Origin of the sequence: Janthinobacterium sp. PC23-8, assembly GCF_002250505.1 — a bacterium.
Lineage (GTDB): Bacteria > Pseudomonadota > Gammaproteobacteria > Burkholderiales > Burkholderiaceae_D > Janthinobacterium.
Genome location: NZ_NJGY01000002.1, coordinates 754879 through 773010, shown reverse-complemented (window position 1 = coordinate 773010; position 18132 = coordinate 754879). Strand labels below are relative to the sequence as shown.

Sequence of the window (18132 nt, the reverse complement as noted above, 5' to 3'; positions counted from 1 at the left end):
ACTGCCCCCCCCGGGCTTTGCGCAGCGTGCTTCACTCGTATGCCCTCAGCCGCCTTTGCTCTTCCGGCGAAAACAGGGTGTTGGTCACTTGCTGCACCTTGGCCGGGTCTTGCGCGCCTGCGCCCAGGCTGGCCTTTTGCGCGCGCCAGGCGTTGATGCGCTGCTGCCACTGTGCTTCTTCGCGATCGAGGTCGGCCAGGCGGGCCGCCGCTTCAGGGGTGAAGGTGGCCGCGCGCAACTGGTAGACTTCATTGTCGCCGCCGCCTTGCGCGCGCAGGGTGCGTACCGCTTCGTCGAGCGCGCTGACCTTCAGCGGCGCGTCGCGTTCGATGCGCTGGGCTGGTGTCAGTGCCGCGTCGAGGGCGGCCAGCTTGCGCTGGCGTTCCTGTTCGCCCAGCTGGCTGTCTGCCAGCACCGCCAGGCGCGCCAGGGCATCGTCGTCGCGCGCGTCGTCTGCGCCGAACAGGCCGGCGCTTTCCTGCGTCGTGAAGTAACTGGGGCGCAGCGCGCGCATCGCCTGCAGCCTCGCTTGCGCCGCTTGCAGCGCATTGCCGGACGGCGCCAGGCCTTGCTCGATGCCGGCCAGCGCCTGCTTGTAGGCCAGATAAGCGCCCAGCAGGCGCTTGGCTTCGCGCGCCGGCGCCGGCGCCAGGCGTCGGTCCAGTTCCAGCTCGATCTGGCTGCGGATGGCGGCCAGCGGCTTTTCGCCGAGGCCCGCCAGGTAGTAGTCGAACAAATGGCCCAGTTCCGCATCGACCACCAGGGTGTCGGCGGCAGATGCGGTCACATTGCCGTCGGGCCGCGTGCCTTCCATCGAGCGCACGAACGCGAACAGGTCGGGGTCTTCCTTCCGGACCGGCGGCGGCACCTCGCCGGGCGAGAAGGTCAGGTACAGCGCCAGGGCGGCCAGGGCGCCGGCCGCAATCAAGGTCTTGTTCGTGCGCATGGCGGCCTCCTTACAAGCCCAGGCCTTGCAGGCGGTTGGCCTGCTGGCGGAACACCGTGACGGGCGAGGTCTCGAACAGGTTGACGATGCCGATGAACTGATTGATTTCATCGAGGTGGTTCATGGCGTAATCGTCGCGGATCACCTTGCCCAGGTGGCTGGAGCAACTGCCGACCAGGCCGTCATTCTTGTCGCCGCCAAAGGCCAGGCTGGTGGCGGCCAGCGCCGCGTCGCCCGCGTCCAGTGGATTGGTATAGGGCTGGGCGCCGCTCCACGAAAAATAGTAAACGCCGCGTTCCTGGTAGGCGCCTTCGCCGCAGGCGGTCGTTGGCAGCCCCTCCGGATAGCGGGCATTGAAGGCCAGCGCGCCGGCGGTCGACAGCGAGGCCAGCGCAGCGCCGCCGTTTTGCGGCAAGCCTTTGTTGCCCGAAATAAAGTCGATCAGCGAGCCCAGGCCGGTGCCGAGGGCGGCGCTGGTAATGGGGATGGCGCCGACCAGGAGGTCGGCCACCTTCGTGCCCTTGTTGACGCCCGCCACGTTGGTCACCGACGCCACCAGGTCGGGCCGCACGGAGGCGACATAGCGCGTCGTCGGGCCGCCGTGGCTGTGGCCGATCAGATTGACCTTGGCCGCGCCGGTGGCGGCGAGGATTTGCCGCACCTGCGACAGCAATTGTTCGCCGCGTACTTCGGTGCTGTTGGCGGCCGACACGGTGACGGTGTAGACGTTGGCGCCGCCGCTGCGCAGGGCGGCGGGGATGCCATAAAACATTTCGACGGGGCCGAGTTTTTCGAAGCCGAACAGGCCGTGCACCAGCACGATGGGGTATTTGGTCTGGGTGTAGCCGGCGGCGCCGGCGCTGGCGGGCAGGCCGATGCAGCAGGCCAGGACGAGGGTGGACAGCAATTGCCAGAAGCGGGTCTTCATTTTGTCTCCGTTATTGTTAATGGTAAATGTCGATGCTGCAGCGGTACCGGCGCTGCCATCTGCCGCCATCTGTGTGGCAGATAATATAGCGAGCGCTCGGTCTATTAAATGTAGCACTGCCGAGCCTGAAAAGCTTGTCAAATCCATATTGCAGTGCAATATAAGAGACAGGGGTGTTGCCGCGATGTTGCGCCAGGCGTTGCGCCAGGCGGGCATGGTCAAATTGAAAAGGCCAGGCGTGATTTTGCTGCGCTATAATCAGGGCCGCTTTGCGCATCCGCCCTGCTTGCAGTAACGGGTGGCGCCGTTTTTACACTGTCTTTTGGGAATGCACTTGTCGACCCATTTCAACTTTGAACAGTTCCAGCAGATGACGCCGTTAGATGGCGTCAATATCTGGGAATATATCCTCGACCGCCATGCGGGCCGCATCGGCGTCAAGCGCCGCAAGCCCGCGCTGGAAAACCTCGAACGCATCTTTGGCGCCACCTTCAGGCTGGCCAATGACGTGGGTTTTCGCGCCATGAGCTTGCGCGATCTGTGCCGCGAGACGGGGCTCTCGATGGGTGGCCTGTATGGCTATATCACCGGCAAGGACCAGCTGGCAGAAATGATCGAGGACGTGGTGCGCCACGCCACGCAGGCCTTGCCGCAGATGTTCGTCGACGTCAAGTCGCCGCTCGACCGGCTCGAGGCGATGATCCGTTCCTCGATCTACCTGTCCGAAATCCTGCAGCCCTGGTTTTATTTTGTGTACATGGATTCGCGCGTGCTGCAGGTCGAGCAGCGCAGCATGGCCAAGCAGTCGGAGTTGTACGTGCAGACCTTGCTGGCCCAGACCATCCTTGAGATCCGCCCGCAGCCGCAGGGTGATGCGACCCTGCTGGCCTCGCACTGCCTGGCACTGTTCCAGGACTGGTATGTGAAGCGCTGGAAGTACCGCGCCGCCAAGATCAGCGTCGATGATTTTGCCGACAGCACGGTGCGCACGGTGAGGGGATATCTGAGCGTGACGGCATAAACCGCGCATGCGATTGAAATGGCCGGGATCACTCCCGGCCATTTTTGTCTATTGCGTCGTTTCCACCGGCAGCGCTTCCGGCACCGCCGCCGGATCGGTCGGCGTCTCGCTCTCCATGTCCAGCGTTTTCACGCCATTCATGTCGATGAATTCGTCATACATCCATTCGCCGTCGACCTGGCTCAGGCCGGCCGGCACGGCGCGCGTGATTTGCGCTCGGTTGGCCAGCGCCGCCTGCATGTAGTCGATCCAGATCGGCATGGCCAGGGTAGCGCCAAATTCACGGCCGCCCAGCGACTTCGGTTCATCGTAGCCCATCCACGCCACCGCCACGATGCCGCCGCTGTAGCCGGCGAACCAGCCGTCGACGGCGTCGCTGGTGGTGCCGGTCTTGCCGGCGATATCGTTGCGGCCCAGCTTGCGGGTGGCGCCCGCGCCCGTGCCCGAACGCGTCACTTCGCGCAGCATGCTGTCCATCACGAAGGCGTTGCGCGGGTCGAGCGCCAGGGTCTTGTCGTCGCCGGGTGCCGGCGGCTTGGTCTGCATCAGCACCACGCCCCTGGCGTCGACGATGCGGTCGATCAGGTAGGGTTCGACCTGGTGGCCGCCATTGGCGAACAGCGCATAGGCACCCGCCATCTGCACCGGCGTGACCGAGCCGGTGCCGAGCGCCATGGTCAGGTTGTTCGGCTGGCGTGCCGGGTCGAAGCCGAATTTTTCGATGAACTCGTGGGCGTAGGGCACGCCCAGCGCGCGCAGGATGCGCACCGAGGCCACGTTCTTTGACTGCGCCAGCGCGTAGCGCATGGTGATCGGGCCATCGAACTTGAAGTCGTCATTCTGCGGCGCCCAGATCTTGCCGCCCGCCTGCAGCTCCAGCGGCACGTCATTGATCAGGGTGGCCGGCGAAAAGCCTTTTTCCAGCGCCGCCGAATACACAAAAGGCTTCATGGCCGAACCGGGCTGGCGCCAGGCTTGCGTGACATGATTGAATTTTTGCAGGTTGTAGTCGAAGCCGCCCACCATCGCATGGTAGGCGCCGGTGTCGGCGTCGAGCGAGACAAAGGCGGCCGCCACCAGTGGCACTTGCGTAATCATCCAGTTGTCCTTCGCGTCCTTGCTGACCCTGATCACGGCGCCCGGGCGCAGCTTGATGCCGGCCGCTGCCTTGGCGGACAGGGCAGGGGCGGCAAAGCGCAGGCCGGCGCCGGTGATGACCTTGGCGTCGCCGTCGCCGGTATCGACCGTCACCTGGCCGTTGGCGACATCGGTGACGACGGCGGCGACCAGGCCGTCGCTGTCGGGGCGCTTTTGCAGCGCCGCGTCGATGGCGTCGTCGCGCAGTTCGGGTTCAGGCGGCAGCTCGATAAAGGTTTCCGGGCCGCGGTAGCCGTGGCGCTGGTCATAGGCGATCACGTTGCGGCGGGTGGCGGCATAGGCCGCATCCTGGTCCGCCTTCAGGATGGTGGTATAGACGCTGATGCCCTTGGTATAGCTGTCTTCCTTGTACTGGGCGAACACCGCCTGGCGCGCCAGTTCGGCCACGTATTCGGCGTGCGTGTCGAAGCCCTGGCTGCCGCGCGTGTTGTAGTGCAGCGGCTGCTTGAGCGCCTGCTGGTACTGGCCATCGCTGATGTAGTCAAGGTCGCGCATGCGTTTCAGGACCAGCTGCTGGCGCGCGTGGGCGCGTTTCGGGTTGCTGATCGGGTTGTGGCGCGACGGGTTCTGCGGCAGGCCGGCCAGCATGGCCATTTCGGCGATTGACAGTTCAGCCAGGGGTTTGCCGAAATAGGTTTGCGCCGCGCTGGCAAAGCCGAACGAGCGCTGGCCCAGATAGACCTGGTTCATGTACAGCTCGAGAATCTGGTCTTTCGACAGGGTCGCCTCGATCTTCAGGGCCAGCATGATTTCATTGAGCTTGCGCGAGGCGACCTTGTCGCGCGTGAGGAAGAAGTTGCGCGCCACCTGCATGGTGAGAGTGGAGCCGCCGCCATGGCCGAAGCCATGGCGCAGGTTGGACATCACGGCGCCGCCGACGCGCACGAAGTCGATGCCATTGTGTTCATAGAAGCGGCTGTCCTCGATGGCCATCAGGGCCTTCTTCATCATTTCCGGCACCTGCGCGATCGGCAGGAAGTCGCGATGTTCCTCGCCGAATTCGCCGATCAGGACCTTGTCTGCCGTGTAGACCCGCAGCGGGATCTTCGGCTGGTAGTCGGTAATGACGTCGAGCGCCGGCAGGCGCGGTTTCACATACAGGAACAGATAGCCGGCCAGTCCGATGGCGCAGGCCAGGGCGGCGCAGCCGGCAAGGAGCAGGCCGCGCACCACGGCGCGGCGGGATGGCCAGGGAAAGCCGGATCGGTTAGCAGTCAAGTCAGTCTCGCATAAGCGTGCGGGGCACGGTGGCAGCGATTATAGACCATGACAGGCGCCGCTTTGCAGCAGGACGGCCGCGCAAAAAACCTTTTCAGGGAAACGCGGCTGTGCGATAGTCACGGCTTCAATAAATAGCCCGGGCGCCAATCCGGGCTGTTTTGATTTATAGATAACGAGGAACTTTATGGCGAAAGATGCAAACCCGGGCGCGGTCAGACCGTATATCCCGGCCGACGCGCAGCTCCCCGAGATGACCTTCCGCGCCTTGCTGATGGGCGTCATCCTGGGCATGGTCTTTGGCGCCTCGTCGCTGTACCTGGTACTCAAGGTCGGCCTGACCGTCAGCGCGTCGATTCCCGTCGCCGTGATCGCGATTACCCTGTTCGGCCTGGCCAAGAAGGTGGGCGGCAAGGATTCGTCGATCCTCGAAAACAGCATCACGCAAACGGCCGGTTCGGCCGGCGAATCGCTGGCCTTTGGCCTGGGCGTGACGATGCCGGCGATCCTGATCCTCGGTTTTGACCTGGAGATTTCGCGCGTCATGCTGGTTGGCGTACTGGGTGGCTTGCTGGGCATTTTGATGATGATCCCGATGCGCCGCACCATGATCGTCGACCAGCACAAGGAACTCAAATTCCCTGAAGGCACGGCTTGCGCGGAAGTGCTGAAAGCTGCCGCCACCGATGAATCGCGCATCGCCGCCGGCGAGAGCATCGCGTCCGATTCGGTCGCCGCCAAGGACGCCAGGCGCCGCGCCAAGATCATCTTCGGCGGCTTTGCCGTCGGCTTGCTCTATAAAGTGTTCAATATCTCGCTCAAGGGTTGGAAGGATACGCCGGGCGTGGAGTTCGGCGCGCCCCTGAAGGCCGGTTCCATCGGCGCCGAGATTTCGCCCGAGCTGCTCGGCGTCGGCTACATCATCGGCCCGCGCATCGCCGCCACCATGGCGGCCGGCGGCGTGCTGTCTTACCTGCTCCTGATCCCGATGATCAAATTCTTTGGCGACAACCTCACCACCGTGCTTTCGCCTGGCACCAAATTGATCAGCGCCATGGGCGCCGACGATATCCGCAGCGCCTATGTACTGTATATCGGCGCCGGCGCGGTGGCGGCCGGCGGACTGATTTCACTGGTGCGCGCCATGCCGATGATCTGGCGCAGCCTGTCGGCTGGCCTGGCCGGCATGGGCAAGGGCAGCAAGGCCAATTCGACCCTGCGCACCGAGCAGGATATTCCGCTCAAATGGGTCATCATCGGCTGCCTGGCCATCATCGCCGTGATCACCTTTGCCACGCCGCTGCACATGAACGTATTGGGTGCGCTGCTGATCCTGGTGTTCGGCTTCCTGTTCGCCACCGTGTCGTCGCGCCTGACCGGCGAAATTGGCTCCTCGTCGAATCCGATTTCGGGCATGGCGGTGGCCACCTTGCTGTTTACCTGCCTGATCTTCCTGCTGATGGGCTGGACGGGCGGGCGCTACTACGTCACCGCCTTGTCGGTCGGCGCCATCGTCTGCATCGCCGCCAGCAATGCCGGCACCACCTCGCAGGACCTCAAAACCGGTTACCTGATCGGCGCCACGCCGCGATTGCAGCAGTATGCGATCCTGGCCGGCGCGCTGTCGTCGGCGCTGATCCTGGGGCCGATCCTGTTGAAGCTCAATGAAGCGAGCACCGTGTATGTGCCGGCCGCGCAGGTGGCGCCTGGTCTCACGGTCGATGCGTCGAAGCTGACGGTCACCGGCGAGCTGCATGGCCCGCAAGCGGAAACCGACCATAACACTTATAAGGTCTGGCAGAAGACCGATACCGTCGGTGGCCCGGCCGGCAAGTATTTCGTCAAGGACGACGGCCAGCTGGCTTATCTGGTCGACCCGGGCATCAACGGCGCCTACAACAAGCGCCCCGATGGTTCGGAAGTGAAAAAATACGATGCGCCGAAGGCCGTGCTGATGTCCTACATTATCAAGGGCATTCTGGACCAGCAGCTGCCGTGGACGCTGGTGCTGTTCGGCGTGATGATCGCCGTGGTGCTGGAAATGGCGGGCATCGCCTCGCTGGCGTTTTCGGTCGGCGTCTATCTGCCGCTGTCGTCGACCCTGCCGATCTTTGTCGGCGGCGCGATCCGCTGGCTGGCCGACCGCCGCAACAACCGGCTCGCACACAACGCCCGGTTGAACGAGGAAGAGCGCCAGCTGGCGGGCGACCGCAGCTCGGGCGTGCTGCTCGCTTCCGGCTATATCGCCGGCGGCGCTCTGGCCGGCATCATCATCGCCATCACGGCCGGCGTGCTGACCCACTTCGACCAGATGATGGCCGACTGGGCCGAACACGGCAATCCGTTCTACGCGGGCCTGCATGCGGACGCGCTGTCGCTGCTGCCGTATGCGGTGATGATCGTGCTGCTGTATGTGGTGGCGCGCGAGAAGAAAAAGGATGGCGTGCAGGATTGATTTTTTGTTGCTGTCATGCAAGCCGCCTGGGCCACCACCAGTATTGCCGTCAAGTTAAACCGCCCGACGTATTTAAAGGCGCAAGGCGTTAAAATGGCGGGCCGGAGACGCGAGCCTGAGAAAATGCCGATGGCGGCGTTGCAGCTCCTCGCCGTACTAGCGTACTGTCTTCGTCGCTGCGCCTTGCCCTCGACATTTTTCAGGCCCGCTTGGCCCGGTACGCCTGTACGGACGACAGGTGTTTTAGTACGTTTTGCTGGTGTGCTTATTTAGCAGGGACGCCAAGGCATGCGAGTTTTCTATGTCAGCCAGATCCAGTACCTCAAAAATTTGAAGGATGTTAACTTAACTACATTACTGTACCACCAGGCGTTTTCTTTACAACTCGCTCTTCTTGAAAAGACATCCATGCATCAGATTGCATCAGCGCTTGCCGGCATCTCGATTATTCCAACCTTGGCGCAACATGCTCCGCAACTCGCTTTGCTGGTGCGGGAAAATATCAATCATCTGCAAACCTGGTTGCCGAAAGTGGCGCAACTGGCCGGCGAGGACGAGGCTCGGGCCTATCTGGAGCGGGTGTCCGAACGCGATGTCGATGCGACGCTGCTGGAATGGCATATCTTTTCCGGTGCCGACTTGTGTGGCAGCATACGGCTCAAGGAGATCGACCACGAGGATCGGACGGCGGCAATCGGCTATTACCTGGGCAGCCGGTTCCAGGGCAAGGGCATCGGGACGGCGTCGGTGCGGGCGGTGCTGGGCCATGCGTTTGGTGTGCTGGGGCTTAACCGCATCGAGATGCAATGCGCGGCCGCGAACAGGTCCAGCATGGCACTTGGCCAGCGGCTCGGTTTCACGCTCGAAGGCGTGCTGCGCGAGGCGGAATGCCTGAACGGCGTTTTTGTCGACCTGCATAGCCATGCACTGCTGCGCAAGGAATTCCTGCAGGACGGCGCCTGAGCAGTCAGATCCCGAGCACCTTCAACACCGCATCCGTGAACCCTTCGAACCAGCTGCCTACCTTGCCTGGCTGCTTGCCATGGCGCGGGGTTTCTTCGTACAGGTAGACGCCGTCGCCGTCGAAGCGGTCGTTGAGCAAGGCTTGCTGGCCGCGCAGGTAGGGGATAAAGGTTTCGCTGCGCACGGTCGAATACTGCACGCCGGTGGAAAAGCCCAGGGTGGCGGCCTGGCTGATGCTGCGGCCAGCGCCGGCCGGCTCCATGCGCACGCCGCGCGTGCCGCGCACGATCAGGGTGACGGGGCCGCGAAAGACGATAAAGCGCAGCTGCAGCGTGAGCCAGGCGTGCAGGCTGGCCAGGCGCCAGTGGCTGCTGATGGCCGGTTTTTGCGGGGCATGAAAAATCAGCCCGACCAGTCCCCGTGGCTGGAATACCAGCGCCGCACCGATGGGCAGGCGCAGCACCGCCACCTCCATCAGCGGGTCGTCGCTGGCCGACAGCGTCACCGACGCCGGCTCGCTGCTGGTGATGCGCGTCAGGGCCACCATGCCGGCGGCCAGGCTGGTGAAAGGATACGACCAGTCCAGCAGCCACTGCGTGCGCTTGCGCGTGCCGCTTGGTGACGATTGCAGGTAGGCCGGATGGATCAGCATGGTGTCGCCCGGCGCCAGCAGCAAGGCTTGCGAGACGCCGGAGATGCGCGATTGTGGCGCCAGCGGCGGGCAGGCGCGGGTGCCGTCGAGCCCCAGTTCATGCGCGATTGCCAGCGGTTTCAAACGCGACGCCAGCGGCGCGAGCACAAAGTAGAAAAAGGCCTTGATGGCCAGTGGCGTCAGGATCGCCGACAGCACCAGCAGCGCAGCCATGGGAATCACTTCAAGCACGGGTGCGCGCCAGCGGGCGAGCCAGTGTTGCGCCAGTTGCGCTTCGCCGGCCGTGATGGTTTGCCGCAGCGGCGCCAGCGCGGCAGACAGCGCCGGTGTATCGATGGCGAACGGCGCGGGCTTGCCGGCATGATTGGTGCGCGCGCGCTGCAGCAGATACTGCTGATAGGCCTCCAGATTGGTTTTGCGCAGGCGTTCTTCCTGCGTTTCCAGCGCCAATCGCTGGCCATGCGCCACGCTGCCCGGCAGGTGCGCCGCCAGCGGGTGCGCCAGTGTGAGCTGGCGCTGCTGCTGCAAATTGGCCTGCAGCGCCGCATAGGCCTGCACATGTTCCTGATGCAGCCGCAGCAAAGCCTGGCGCGCGTCGCCGCCGCGCAGCGCCGCCTGCAGGGCCGTCAGATAGCGCGCTTCCTGCGACAGCACCTCGAGCTCGACCCGGCGCATGGCTTCCTGCTGCGCGCGCTCGGCAAGCATGCTGGCGCCAGGCAAGGGCAGGGTGAACAGCGATGGGGAGGGTTCGGCGTGAAGCTGGTGCAGTTGTTCGCGCACGCTGGACAGGCGCGTGTCGACGGCGGCCTGCGAGGCGTGCTGCAGGCCGGCCAGCCGGGCGCTGGCCGCTTGCGCCAGGCTGGCGCCATGGCGCTCGCCGGTGCTGGCGGCCTGGCGCAAGATACTGATCGATACGCTGGTGGCCTGAAACTCGCGCCATTCGGCCAGCAGATAGCGCCCGGCCAGCAGGATGACGATAAACAGCAGGAACTGCAGCGCATGGCGCAGCAGGAAGCGAAAAACCGTCGTCAGCAGCTGGCGCAAGGCGGTCGCGCTTCAGCTGGCCGCGCTATCGGCGTCGGCGCAGCACTTCTTGTATTTCTTGCCGCTGCCGCAGTGGCAAGGGTCGTTGCGGCCCGTCTTCGGCACCTCGCGCAAGACCGTGCCGCCAGGCTGGCTGTGGGCCTGGCTTTTCAGGTGGCGCTGGCGCGCCCAGGCTGCGTTGATGGCGATCACGGACGGGATCACCGCCGCCATCGCTTCCTCGGCTGCTTCGTCATCGAGTTCGGCGGCAGTCGCAAGATGTTTGAACGGCGCCAGGTATTGCGGGTGGCTCACGCCCAGCGCCGCCCACTGTGGCTTGTCCAGCGCAGTGCCAAGGACGAAACCGGCGCACCAGCCCGGCACGCTCCATTCCGGGCCGCATTCGTAGATCGGCTCGAAGCTGTTCGGGTCTTTCGCCAGCCATTCGACCATATAGTCGAAGTGGCGCCGGGCCAGCGCTTCGGCGCGCGCGGTGTCGGTCTCGCTCAGCGCGGAGACGGTCTTGCCGCTCTCCTTGTCCCAGATCCAGGGCAGCCATGCGGAACTGGCGAGCTGGTTCGGGCTCAGCGCCACGGCGGTAATCAATCCTTCCAGCATCGACACGTCCATCGCGCGCCCTTCAAGTGCCGGCCTGGCCAGCAGGACATCGAGTTCGGCGTATTCGTCGTCGGAAAGGGGCGAGGTGGTGGAGATGCTGGACATAGGTTTCAATAGTGATGGTTGGACAGGCGGGACCGGGAGCGGGATCGGGACCGGGACCGGGAGGCGGTATTGTAACCGGCAATAAAAACGGCGGCCCGCAGGCCGCCGTCCTGGTGGAGCGTTACGTGATTATTTCACGCCGTGCATCAGCTTGTTGATCAGCGGTGCGATCAGGAACAGCACCGCGCCGGCGCCCAGCAGCGACCAGAAACCGAAGGTGTAGCCGGCCAGTGCCGACTGGGCCGACATGCCGCTCTCGCCGCTGACGTAGCTGGCAAAGATGCCCGACAGGTTGTTGCCGATACCGGTCGACAGAAACCAGCCGCCCATGCCCATGCCGACCAGGCGTACCGGCGCCAGCTTGGTGACCATCGACAGGCCGATCGGCGACAGGCACAGTTCGCCGATCGACTGGATCACGTAGACCATGAACAGGGTCCAGAACGGGATCTTGTTGTCGGCGCCAACCAGGCTCGACAGTGCGAAGATCAGCAGGCCGAAGGCGGCCGCATTGCCCAGCAGGCCCAGGCCGAATTTGCGCGGGATCGAGGGATTGACGTTACGGCGCGCCAGGAACACCCAGACGGCGGCGATAATCGGTGCGAACACGATGATGGCCACCGAATTGACGCTCTGGAAGTAGGCGGTCGGGAAGGTCCAGAAGCCCAGGTCGCGGTTGACGATGTTGTCAGCCAGGAAGGTAAACGAGCTGCCAGCCTGCTCGAAAAACATCCAGAACAGGATATTGAAGGCAAAGATCAGCAGCATGGCGATAGTCTTGTCGCGCGCGACCTTGCCGTTGCGGATACCTTCGATCATCAGCATGACGGCCAGGCCGACAAACAGGATGCTCAGCACGATCTGCAGGTTGGCGGCGCCCACCGTCAGCAGGAAATACATCACGGGAATCACGCACAGGCAACCGAGCGCCACCCAGACGACGCGCATCGGGTTGGCCGCTTGCGTTTCCGGCGCGCCGATGCCCTTGAGGGCGTTGCGGCCGATATAGAACCACACCAGGCTGATCAGCATGCCGACGCCGGCCGCCATGAATACCACCTTGTACGATGGCATGCCGCCGGTGCCAAAGACCGATTCGGCCAGCCATTGCGTAAACACGGGAGCGACCATGGCGCCCATGTTGATGCCCATGTAAAAGATCGTGAAACCGCTGTCGCGGCGCGGATCGGCGGTCGTGTACAGCTTGCCGACCATGGTCGAGATGTTCGGCTTGAACATGCCGTTACCGACGATCATGGTGGCCAGGCCCAGGTTGAAAATATCCTGGTTCGGCACGGCGATACAGAACAGGCCGGCGGCCATGAAGATGGCGCCCAGCAGGATGGAGCGCTGGTAACCGATCACGCGGTCGGCGATATAGCCGCCGAACAGGGCGCCGGCATACACCAGCGCGAGGAAGGAACCATAGGTAAGGTTGGCCGCAGCCTGGCCCGACGCGTCGCCACCATGGAACTGGGCGACGATATACAGGACCAGCGCCCAGCGAACTCCGTAGAACGCGAAGCGTTCCCAGAATTCAGTCATGAACAACATCCACAGTGGGCTGGGATGGCCCATGATCTGCGTGAACTCGGGAATTACGGCTTCCTTGTTGGGCGTAGTCGCACCGCTCATGCGGTTCCTCCTGAAAATTATTATAGTCAATCGATAAAACAACCATATGGAATATGGCGCGCGGCCCGTACTCTTGTGAAGTGGCGGACGCACGGCAATTCCAATAGGCAGGCATTCTAATCTACAAATTGCGCGGAGCGAAGATTTCGATTTGCATTAGCAAGAATGACTGTTTCATCTTGGTCAAACCGGTTTGTGCGCCAGCAGGCAGGGCGACGTTTTTTCCATGGCGCAGCACAAGCGAGCTGACTTGTCGTATATTGGAGCCGCAAGACCTTCGAGGATCGATTTTTAAAGGAATTTTCGCACTATGGAACACGACGTTATCGATGCTCTGGTTTCACCGGAGGGCCGCCTGGACGTGCTCTCCAAGACTGAAGTCAACAAATTGCTCGACACCAGCCAGGGCGGCCTGTACAACACCTTCCGCCGCTGCGCGCTGGCGGTATTGAACTGCGGCAGCACCATCGACGATGGTCGCGCCTTGCTGGAGCGCTACGAGTCGTTCGAGATTTCCATTATCCAGCGCGAGCGCGGCATCAAGCTCGACATCAAGGGCGCGCCGATGATCGCCTTTGTCGACGGCAAGATGATCAAGGGCATCCACGAGCATCTGTTTGCCGTGCTGCGCGATATTATCTTTGTCAGCGACGAAGTGACGGGCAACCCGAAATTCGACCTGCACAGCACGGAAGGCGTGACCGACGCCGTGTTTCATATCCTGCGCAACGCCAATGTGCTGCAAACCCAGCTCAATCCCAACCTGGTGGTGTGCTGGGGCGGCCATTCGATCAATCGCGCCGAATATAATTATTCGAAGGAAGTGGGCTACCAGCTGGGCTTGCGCGGCCTCGATATCTGCACCGGCTGCGGCCCGGGCGCCATGAAAGGCCCCATGAAAGGGGCCACCATCGGCCACGCCAAGCAGCGCTTGCACAATGGCCGCTACCTGGGCATCACCGAGCCGGGCATTATCGCCGCCGAGTCGCCCAACCCCATCGTCAATGACCTGGTGATCATGCCCGATATCGAAAAGCGCCTGGAAGCGTTCGTGCGCGCCGGTCACGGCATTGTCGTGTTTCCGGGCGGCGCCGGCACGGCCGAAGAGATCCTGTATATCCTGGGGATATTGCTGCACCCGGAAAACGCCGAGATTCCCTTCCCCCTGATTTTCACGGGGCCGGAAACCTCGCGCGAATATTTCGTGCAGATCAACCAGTTCATCCACGACACCCTGGGGCCGGAAGCGCAGCAGCGCTACAAGATCATTATCGACGATCCGGAACTGGTGGCGCGCGAAATGCTTGAAGGCATCAAGCAGGTGCGCGAATTCCGCAAGGCACACAGTGACGCCTATTATTTCAATTGGCTGCTGAAAATCGATCACGAGTTCCAGAAGCCGTTCCACCCCACGCATGAAAACATGCGCAACCTGAGTTTGCACAAGAACCAGGCCACGCACTTGCTGGCCGCCCAGCTGCGCCGCGCGTTTTCGGGCGTGGTGGCCGGCAACGTCAAGGACGACGGCATCCGCTCGATCGAACAATACGGCAACTTCGAGATCCATGGCGACAAGGACATCATGGGGCCGATGGATGCGCTGCTGGCCTCGTTCGTGGCGCAGCATCGCATGAAATTGGCGGGCACGGCCTATGTGCCTTGTTATACGGTGATGCAATAGCCGTTTTGCAATGTGCCACGGCGGTGGCCTGCCGCTGTGGTTTTTTTTGTTGAAATCGTACAAATTCTGTGCAAATGTTACTTTTGACGAGTTTGTTTGATCGAAATACCCTTTAAGATTGCTTCACGTCAACGCTTAAACCGCATATCCTTATGCGGAAAAGTTTGTCACCTGTCTTGGAGCAATAAAGTATGAAACTGCAGAATCTGACGATTGCAAAACGCCTGGGCCTCGGCTTCGGGCTGGTGGCCATGCTGCTGGCGGTGGTCATTGCGCTGGGCCTGAGCAGCATGCGCGATATACAGGGCCGCATGGAGGAGATCACCAAGGTCAACGATGTCGAAACGCGGCTGGCGCAGGCGATGGATCTCACCGTGACCGAGCGTGCGCTGGCGATGCGCAACCTGATTTTGCTCAAGGAGCCGAAAGAAATCGAGATCGAGGTCAACCGCATCGCCGAGCAGCAGCGCAAATACGCCAAGGCGCAGGAACAACTGGCGTCGATGTTCGCCTCCCTGGCGGGCACCTCGCCAGACGAAAAGGCGCTGCTGGAGCAGATCAGCAAGCAGGCTGTGCTGGCGGCACCGTTCATCGAGCGCGCCACCACGCTGGCGCGCGGCCAGCAACAGGATGAAGCTTATAAAATCCTGCGCTATGAATTCCGCCCGGTGCAAAAAGCCTGGTGGGAACAGATCCGCCAGTTGATTGCCATCGAGGAAAAACAGAATATCGAAGCGACGACGGCGGCGGCGACGGCCTATGAGGGCGCGCGCGCGCTGATGCTGATCACCGGCGCGCTGGCGCTGTTCGCCAGTGTCGTTGCCGCGCTGCTGATTACCCGCGGCGTGACGCGCCAGCTCGGTTGCGAGCCTGACCAGGCCGTCGAGATCGCCAGCCAGATCGCCGCCGGCAACCTGATGGTGCACATCGAGTCGCGTGCCGGCGACCAGTCCAGCCTGATGTTCGCCATGCGCTCGATGCGCGACAGTCTGGCGCTGATCGTCAGGCAGGTCCATACCAGCACCGAGTCGATCTCCACCGCCGCCGGCCAGATCGCCTCCGGCAATCTCGACCTGTCCTCGCGTACCGAGCAGCAGGCCAGCACGCTGGAGGAAACTGCCTCGTCGATGGAGGAGCTGACCGGCACCGTACGCCTCAATACCGAGCATGCACGGCAGGCCAACACGCTGGCCGAATCGGCATCCGATGTCGCCGTCAAAGGCGGCGCGGTAGTGGCGCAGGTGGTCGACACCATGGCCGCCATCGATGGTTCGGCGCGCAAGATCGTCGATATCATCGCCGTCATCGACGGCATCGCCTTCCAGACCAATATCCTGGCGCTGAACGCCGCCGTCGAGGCAGCGCGCGCCGGCGAGCAGGGCCGCGGCTTCGCCGTGGTCGCCAGCGAGGTACGCAACCTGGCCCAGCGCTCGGCGGCGGCGGCCAAGGAAATCAAGACCCTGATCAGCGATTCGGTCGACAAGGTCCAGGTCGGCAACCGGCTGGTCGAGCAGGCCGGCTCCACCATGCATGAGGTGGTGACCAGCGTCAAGCGGGTGACCGACATCATGTCCGATATCCTGTCGGCCAGCCAGGAACAGTCGTCGGGCATCGAGCAGATCAATATCGCCATCACGCAGATGGACGATGTGACCCAGCAAAATGCCGCACTGGTGGAGGAAGCGGCAGCCGCCTCCCAGGCCATGCAGCAGCAGGTCAACAGCCTCAACGAAGTGGTCAGCGTGTTTCAGATCGGCGCCGCTGGCGGCGCCCCGCGCGCGGCGCTCAAACTGACCGCCGCGCGTGCATCGGCACAGCACGCCATGCCGGCACAGCGCGCCATGCCGGCGCGCGTAGCGGCGCCGCGCGCGGTGGCGATGCGCAAGCCCGCACAGGCCAAGGCGGCCGAGCCGGAATGGGAAGAGTTCTGAGCCACTGACCTGGGAGCATGAGCGATGACGAAGATGAATACGATAGCCGATGCGCACAAGGGCATCGCGCATATTTTCTGGCATGCCGGCCAGGTCACGGCCGAGGAGCGGCGCCTGCACAGCGGCCAGCGGCCCGCCACCATATGGCTGACGGGCCTGAGCGGCGCCGGCAAGTCGACCCTGGCGTGCGCGCTCGAACGCAGTCTGGTACAGGCGGGCCGTTCGGCCTGCGTGCTGGACGGCGACAATTTGCGGCATCGCCTGAACAGCGATCTCGGCTTTTCGGCGCAGGATCGCCAGGAGAACATCCGCCGCAGCGCCGAGGTGGCGCGGCTGATGAACGATGCCGGCCTGATCGTCGTCTGCGCCTTTATTTCACCGCTGCGCGCGGACCGCGACATGGCGCGCCAGATCATTGGCGACGACAACTTTGTCGAAGTCCATGTCAGCACACCGCGCACCGTGTGCGAAGAGCGCGATCCCAAGGGCCTCTACAAGAAGGCCCGGGCCGGCCTGATCCCGGAATTTACGGGCGTCTCGGCGCCTTACGAGGCGCCTTTGCTGCCGACCCTGGCGCTCGACACCGCGGCGCTTTCGCTGGAGCAATGCTGCGAGCGCTTGCTTGGGCATCTGTCGCAGCGTTTTGACTGATTTGACCGGGCGCCCGCCTGGCGCACCTGGAATGAATATCGAACCGGAAGGCAATATGTCGCGTCCACGTCCTGTCATGATGATACCGCTGCGCCGCTGTGGCAGCCATGCGTTGCGCCTGCGGCTGAACATGTCGCCGCAGTTTTACGCTCCCTATCCGCTGCACATTGTCGATCTGATGCCGCTGGTGCCGCTGTACGGCGACCTGGCCGACGATCACGCCTATTTCCGCATGGTGGTCGACGTGATCGGCCTGCAGGCGGCCAGCATGGTCAAGTGGCCCGACGTGGTCTTCGATCCGGTCGAGATCTTCGAGGCGATCCGCCATCAGCCGCGCAGCGTCCACAGCATCGTCTGGGAGCTGTTGCTGCGCGCGGGCCAGCGCCGCGGCGCCGGCGTGGTGATGGACAAGTCGCTCGACAGCGTGCATTACGCCGACGAACTGATGACGCTCCATCCGGACATGCTGTTCATTAACATGGTGCGCGATCCCCGCGCCCAGGTCGCGTCGATGAACCGCGCCATCATCCACGATTTCGACACGCTGCTCAACGCCCGGACCTGGGTGGCCGCGCATCGGGCCGCCGATCACGTGGCGGCGCGCTATCCGCAGCGCGTGCTGACCATCCGCTACGAAGATTTTCTGTCGCACCAGCAGGCGACGCTGGAACGGGTGTGCCACTTCCTGGACATAGCCTTTTTGCCGCAGATGCTGGACGTCGTCGCGTCCAGGGAGGCGCGCCAGCTGTCGCAGCTGTCGGCCCTGTGGTCGTCCAACAGCCATGCGCCGATCGCCGCCAATATCGACAAGTTCAAGCAGCAGTTGTCGGACGATGAAATCGAGGTGATTGAAACACTGGCTGGCGATTATATGGAGCGCTACGGCTATACACGGCTCAGCCGTGGCGGCGCGGTCATCTCGTCCGAACTGCTGGAGACGGCTATCGTGCGTTCGAACGAGGGTCGCGAGCGCGCCTGGCGCGAACTGGAACCGGCCAACTTCCGCGATTTCGTGCTGCGCCGCTGCCGCGCCGACTATCTGGCGCAGTTGCGCGCGCGCCTGGAGCGCCAGGCGGCACAGCCGGCGTCGATGGCCGGCTGCACGCTCGATGAACTCGACCCGATGCTGTTCGAGGTGACCGACTGA

Annotated in this window: 13 protein-coding genes; 7 read left to right on the top strand and 6 right to left on the bottom strand. The window is 63.2% G+C overall.

The features are described from left to right. Nucleotides 1-31: 31 nt before the first annotated feature. Nucleotides 32-946: a lipase secretion chaperone gene (locus CD932_RS18570; protein ID WP_094444241.1), complete on the bottom strand. Its 915-nt coding sequence runs from the start codon at nucleotides 944-946 to the stop codon at nucleotides 32-34. Between the two features lie 10 nt (nucleotides 947-956). After that, nucleotides 957-1874, bottom strand: a complete 918-nt coding sequence (locus CD932_RS18565) for a triacylglycerol lipase (RefSeq protein WP_094444240.1) — start codon at nucleotides 1872-1874, stop codon at nucleotides 957-959. A 328-nt stretch (nucleotides 1875-2202) separates the two neighbouring features. Here CD932_RS18565 and CD932_RS18560 point away from each other — a divergent pair, with 328 nt between their 5' ends. Then, nucleotides 2203-2895 carry a TetR/AcrR family transcriptional regulator gene (locus CD932_RS18560; protein ID WP_094444239.1) on the top strand — a complete coding sequence of 231 codons (693 nt, stop codon included), beginning with the start codon at nucleotides 2203-2205 and terminating at the stop codon, nucleotides 2893-2895. Between the two features lie 48 nt (nucleotides 2896-2943). Here the strand turns inward: CD932_RS18560 and CD932_RS18555 are convergent, their stop codons facing one another. After that, a complete protein-coding gene (locus tag CD932_RS18555; protein WP_176461047.1) occupies nucleotides 2944-5271 on the bottom strand; it encodes a penicillin-binding protein 1A in 2328 nt (775 codons plus the stop codon). Nucleotides 5272-5458: 187 nt separating this feature from the next. Between CD932_RS18555 and CD932_RS18550 the strand changes: the two genes are divergently transcribed. Both CD932_RS18550 and CD932_RS18545 read left to right on the top strand, forming a co-directional pair. Then, complete coding sequence (locus CD932_RS18550; RefSeq protein WP_094444238.1) at nucleotides 5459-7726, top strand: OPT family oligopeptide transporter; 2268 nt, start codon at nucleotides 5459-5461, stop codon at nucleotides 7724-7726. Nucleotides 7727-8014: 288 nt separating this feature from the next. Beyond that, nucleotides 8015-8689, top strand: coding sequence for a GNAT family N-acetyltransferase (locus CD932_RS18545; protein ID WP_094444237.1), 675 nt, complete (start codon nucleotides 8015-8017; stop codon nucleotides 8687-8689). Between the two features lie 4 nt (nucleotides 8690-8693). On the opposite strand, the gene CD932_RS18540 is transcribed toward CD932_RS18545, so the two are convergent. From CD932_RS18540 to CD932_RS18530, 3 genes are all read right to left on the bottom strand, one after another. Continuing rightward, entirely contained in the window at nucleotides 8694-10385 is a 1692-nt protein-coding gene (locus CD932_RS18540; RefSeq protein WP_094444236.1) for a hypothetical protein, read from the bottom strand. Nucleotides 10386-10397: 12 nt separating this feature from the next. Continuing rightward, the gene (locus CD932_RS18535; protein WP_094444235.1) at nucleotides 10398-11087 is read right to left on the bottom strand and encodes a UPF0149 family protein; all 690 of its coding nucleotides are present in this window, start codon (nucleotides 11085-11087) and stop codon (nucleotides 10398-10400) included. Nucleotides 11088-11216: 129 nt separating this feature from the next. After that, nucleotides 11217-12722: a peptide MFS transporter gene (locus CD932_RS18530; protein WP_094444234.1), complete on the bottom strand. Its 1506-nt coding sequence runs from the start codon at nucleotides 12720-12722 to the stop codon at nucleotides 11217-11219. Between the two features lie 310 nt (nucleotides 12723-13032). On the opposite strand from CD932_RS18530, the gene ppnN reads away from it, so the two are divergent. From ppnN to CD932_RS18510, 4 genes are all read left to right on the top strand, one after another. Next, nucleotides 13033-14403 carry a nucleotide 5'-monophosphate nucleosidase PpnN gene (gene ppnN, locus CD932_RS18525; RefSeq protein ID WP_094444233.1) on the top strand — a complete coding sequence of 457 codons (1371 nt, stop codon included), beginning with the start codon at nucleotides 13033-13035 and terminating at the stop codon, nucleotides 14401-14403. Between the two features lie 191 nt (nucleotides 14404-14594). Further along, entirely contained in the window at nucleotides 14595-16334 is a 1740-nt protein-coding gene (locus tag CD932_RS18520) for a methyl-accepting chemotaxis protein (protein WP_094444232.1), read from the top strand. A gap of 24 nt (nucleotides 16335-16358) precedes the next feature. Continuing rightward, a complete protein-coding gene (gene cysC, locus CD932_RS18515) occupies nucleotides 16359-16985 on the top strand; it encodes an adenylyl-sulfate kinase (protein WP_094444231.1) in 627 nt (208 codons plus the stop codon). 31 nt (nucleotides 16986-17016) lie between these two features. Further along, nucleotides 17017-18132 (top strand): sulfotransferase, encoded by a 1116-nt coding sequence (locus CD932_RS18510; RefSeq protein ID WP_094444230.1) that lies wholly within the window; start codon nucleotides 17017-17019, stop codon nucleotides 18130-18132.

Bases quoted from the DNA above. Each gene is read 5' to 3' on its own strand.
- CD932_RS18570 (WP_094444241.1), bottom strand. From the start codon at position 946: ATGCGCACGAACAAGACCTTGATTGCGGCCGGCGCCCTGGCCGCCCTG.
- CD932_RS18565 (WP_094444240.1), bottom strand. From the start codon at position 1,874: ATGAAGACCCGCTTCTGGCAATTGCTGTCCACCCTCGTCCTGGCCTGC.
- CD932_RS18560 (WP_094444239.1), top strand. From the start codon at position 2,203: ATGCACTTGTCGACCCATTTCAACTTTGAACAGTTCCAGCAGATGACG.
- CD932_RS18550 (WP_094444238.1), top strand. From the start codon at position 5,459: ATGGCGAAAGATGCAAACCCGGGCGCGGTCAGACCGTATATCCCGGCC.
- CD932_RS18545 (WP_094444237.1), top strand. From the start codon at position 8,015: ATGCGAGTTTTCTATGTCAGCCAGATCCAGTACCTCAAAAATTTGAAG.
- CD932_RS18535 (WP_094444235.1), bottom strand. From the start codon at position 11,087: ATGTCCAGCATCTCCACCACCTCGCCCCTTTCCGACGACGAATACGCC.
- CD932_RS18530 (WP_094444234.1), bottom strand. From the start codon at position 12,722: ATGAGCGGTGCGACTACGCCCAACAAGGAAGCCGTAATTCCCGAGTTC.
- ppnN (WP_094444233.1), top strand. From the start codon at position 13,033: ATGGAACACGACGTTATCGATGCTCTGGTTTCACCGGAGGGCCGCCTG.
- CD932_RS18520 (WP_094444232.1), top strand. From the start codon at position 14,595: ATGAAACTGCAGAATCTGACGATTGCAAAACGCCTGGGCCTCGGCTTC.
- cysC (WP_094444231.1), top strand. From the start codon at position 16,359: ATGACGAAGATGAATACGATAGCCGATGCGCACAAGGGCATCGCGCAT.
- CD932_RS18510 (WP_094444230.1), top strand. From the start codon at position 17,017: ATGAATATCGAACCGGAAGGCAATATGTCGCGTCCACGTCCTGTCATG.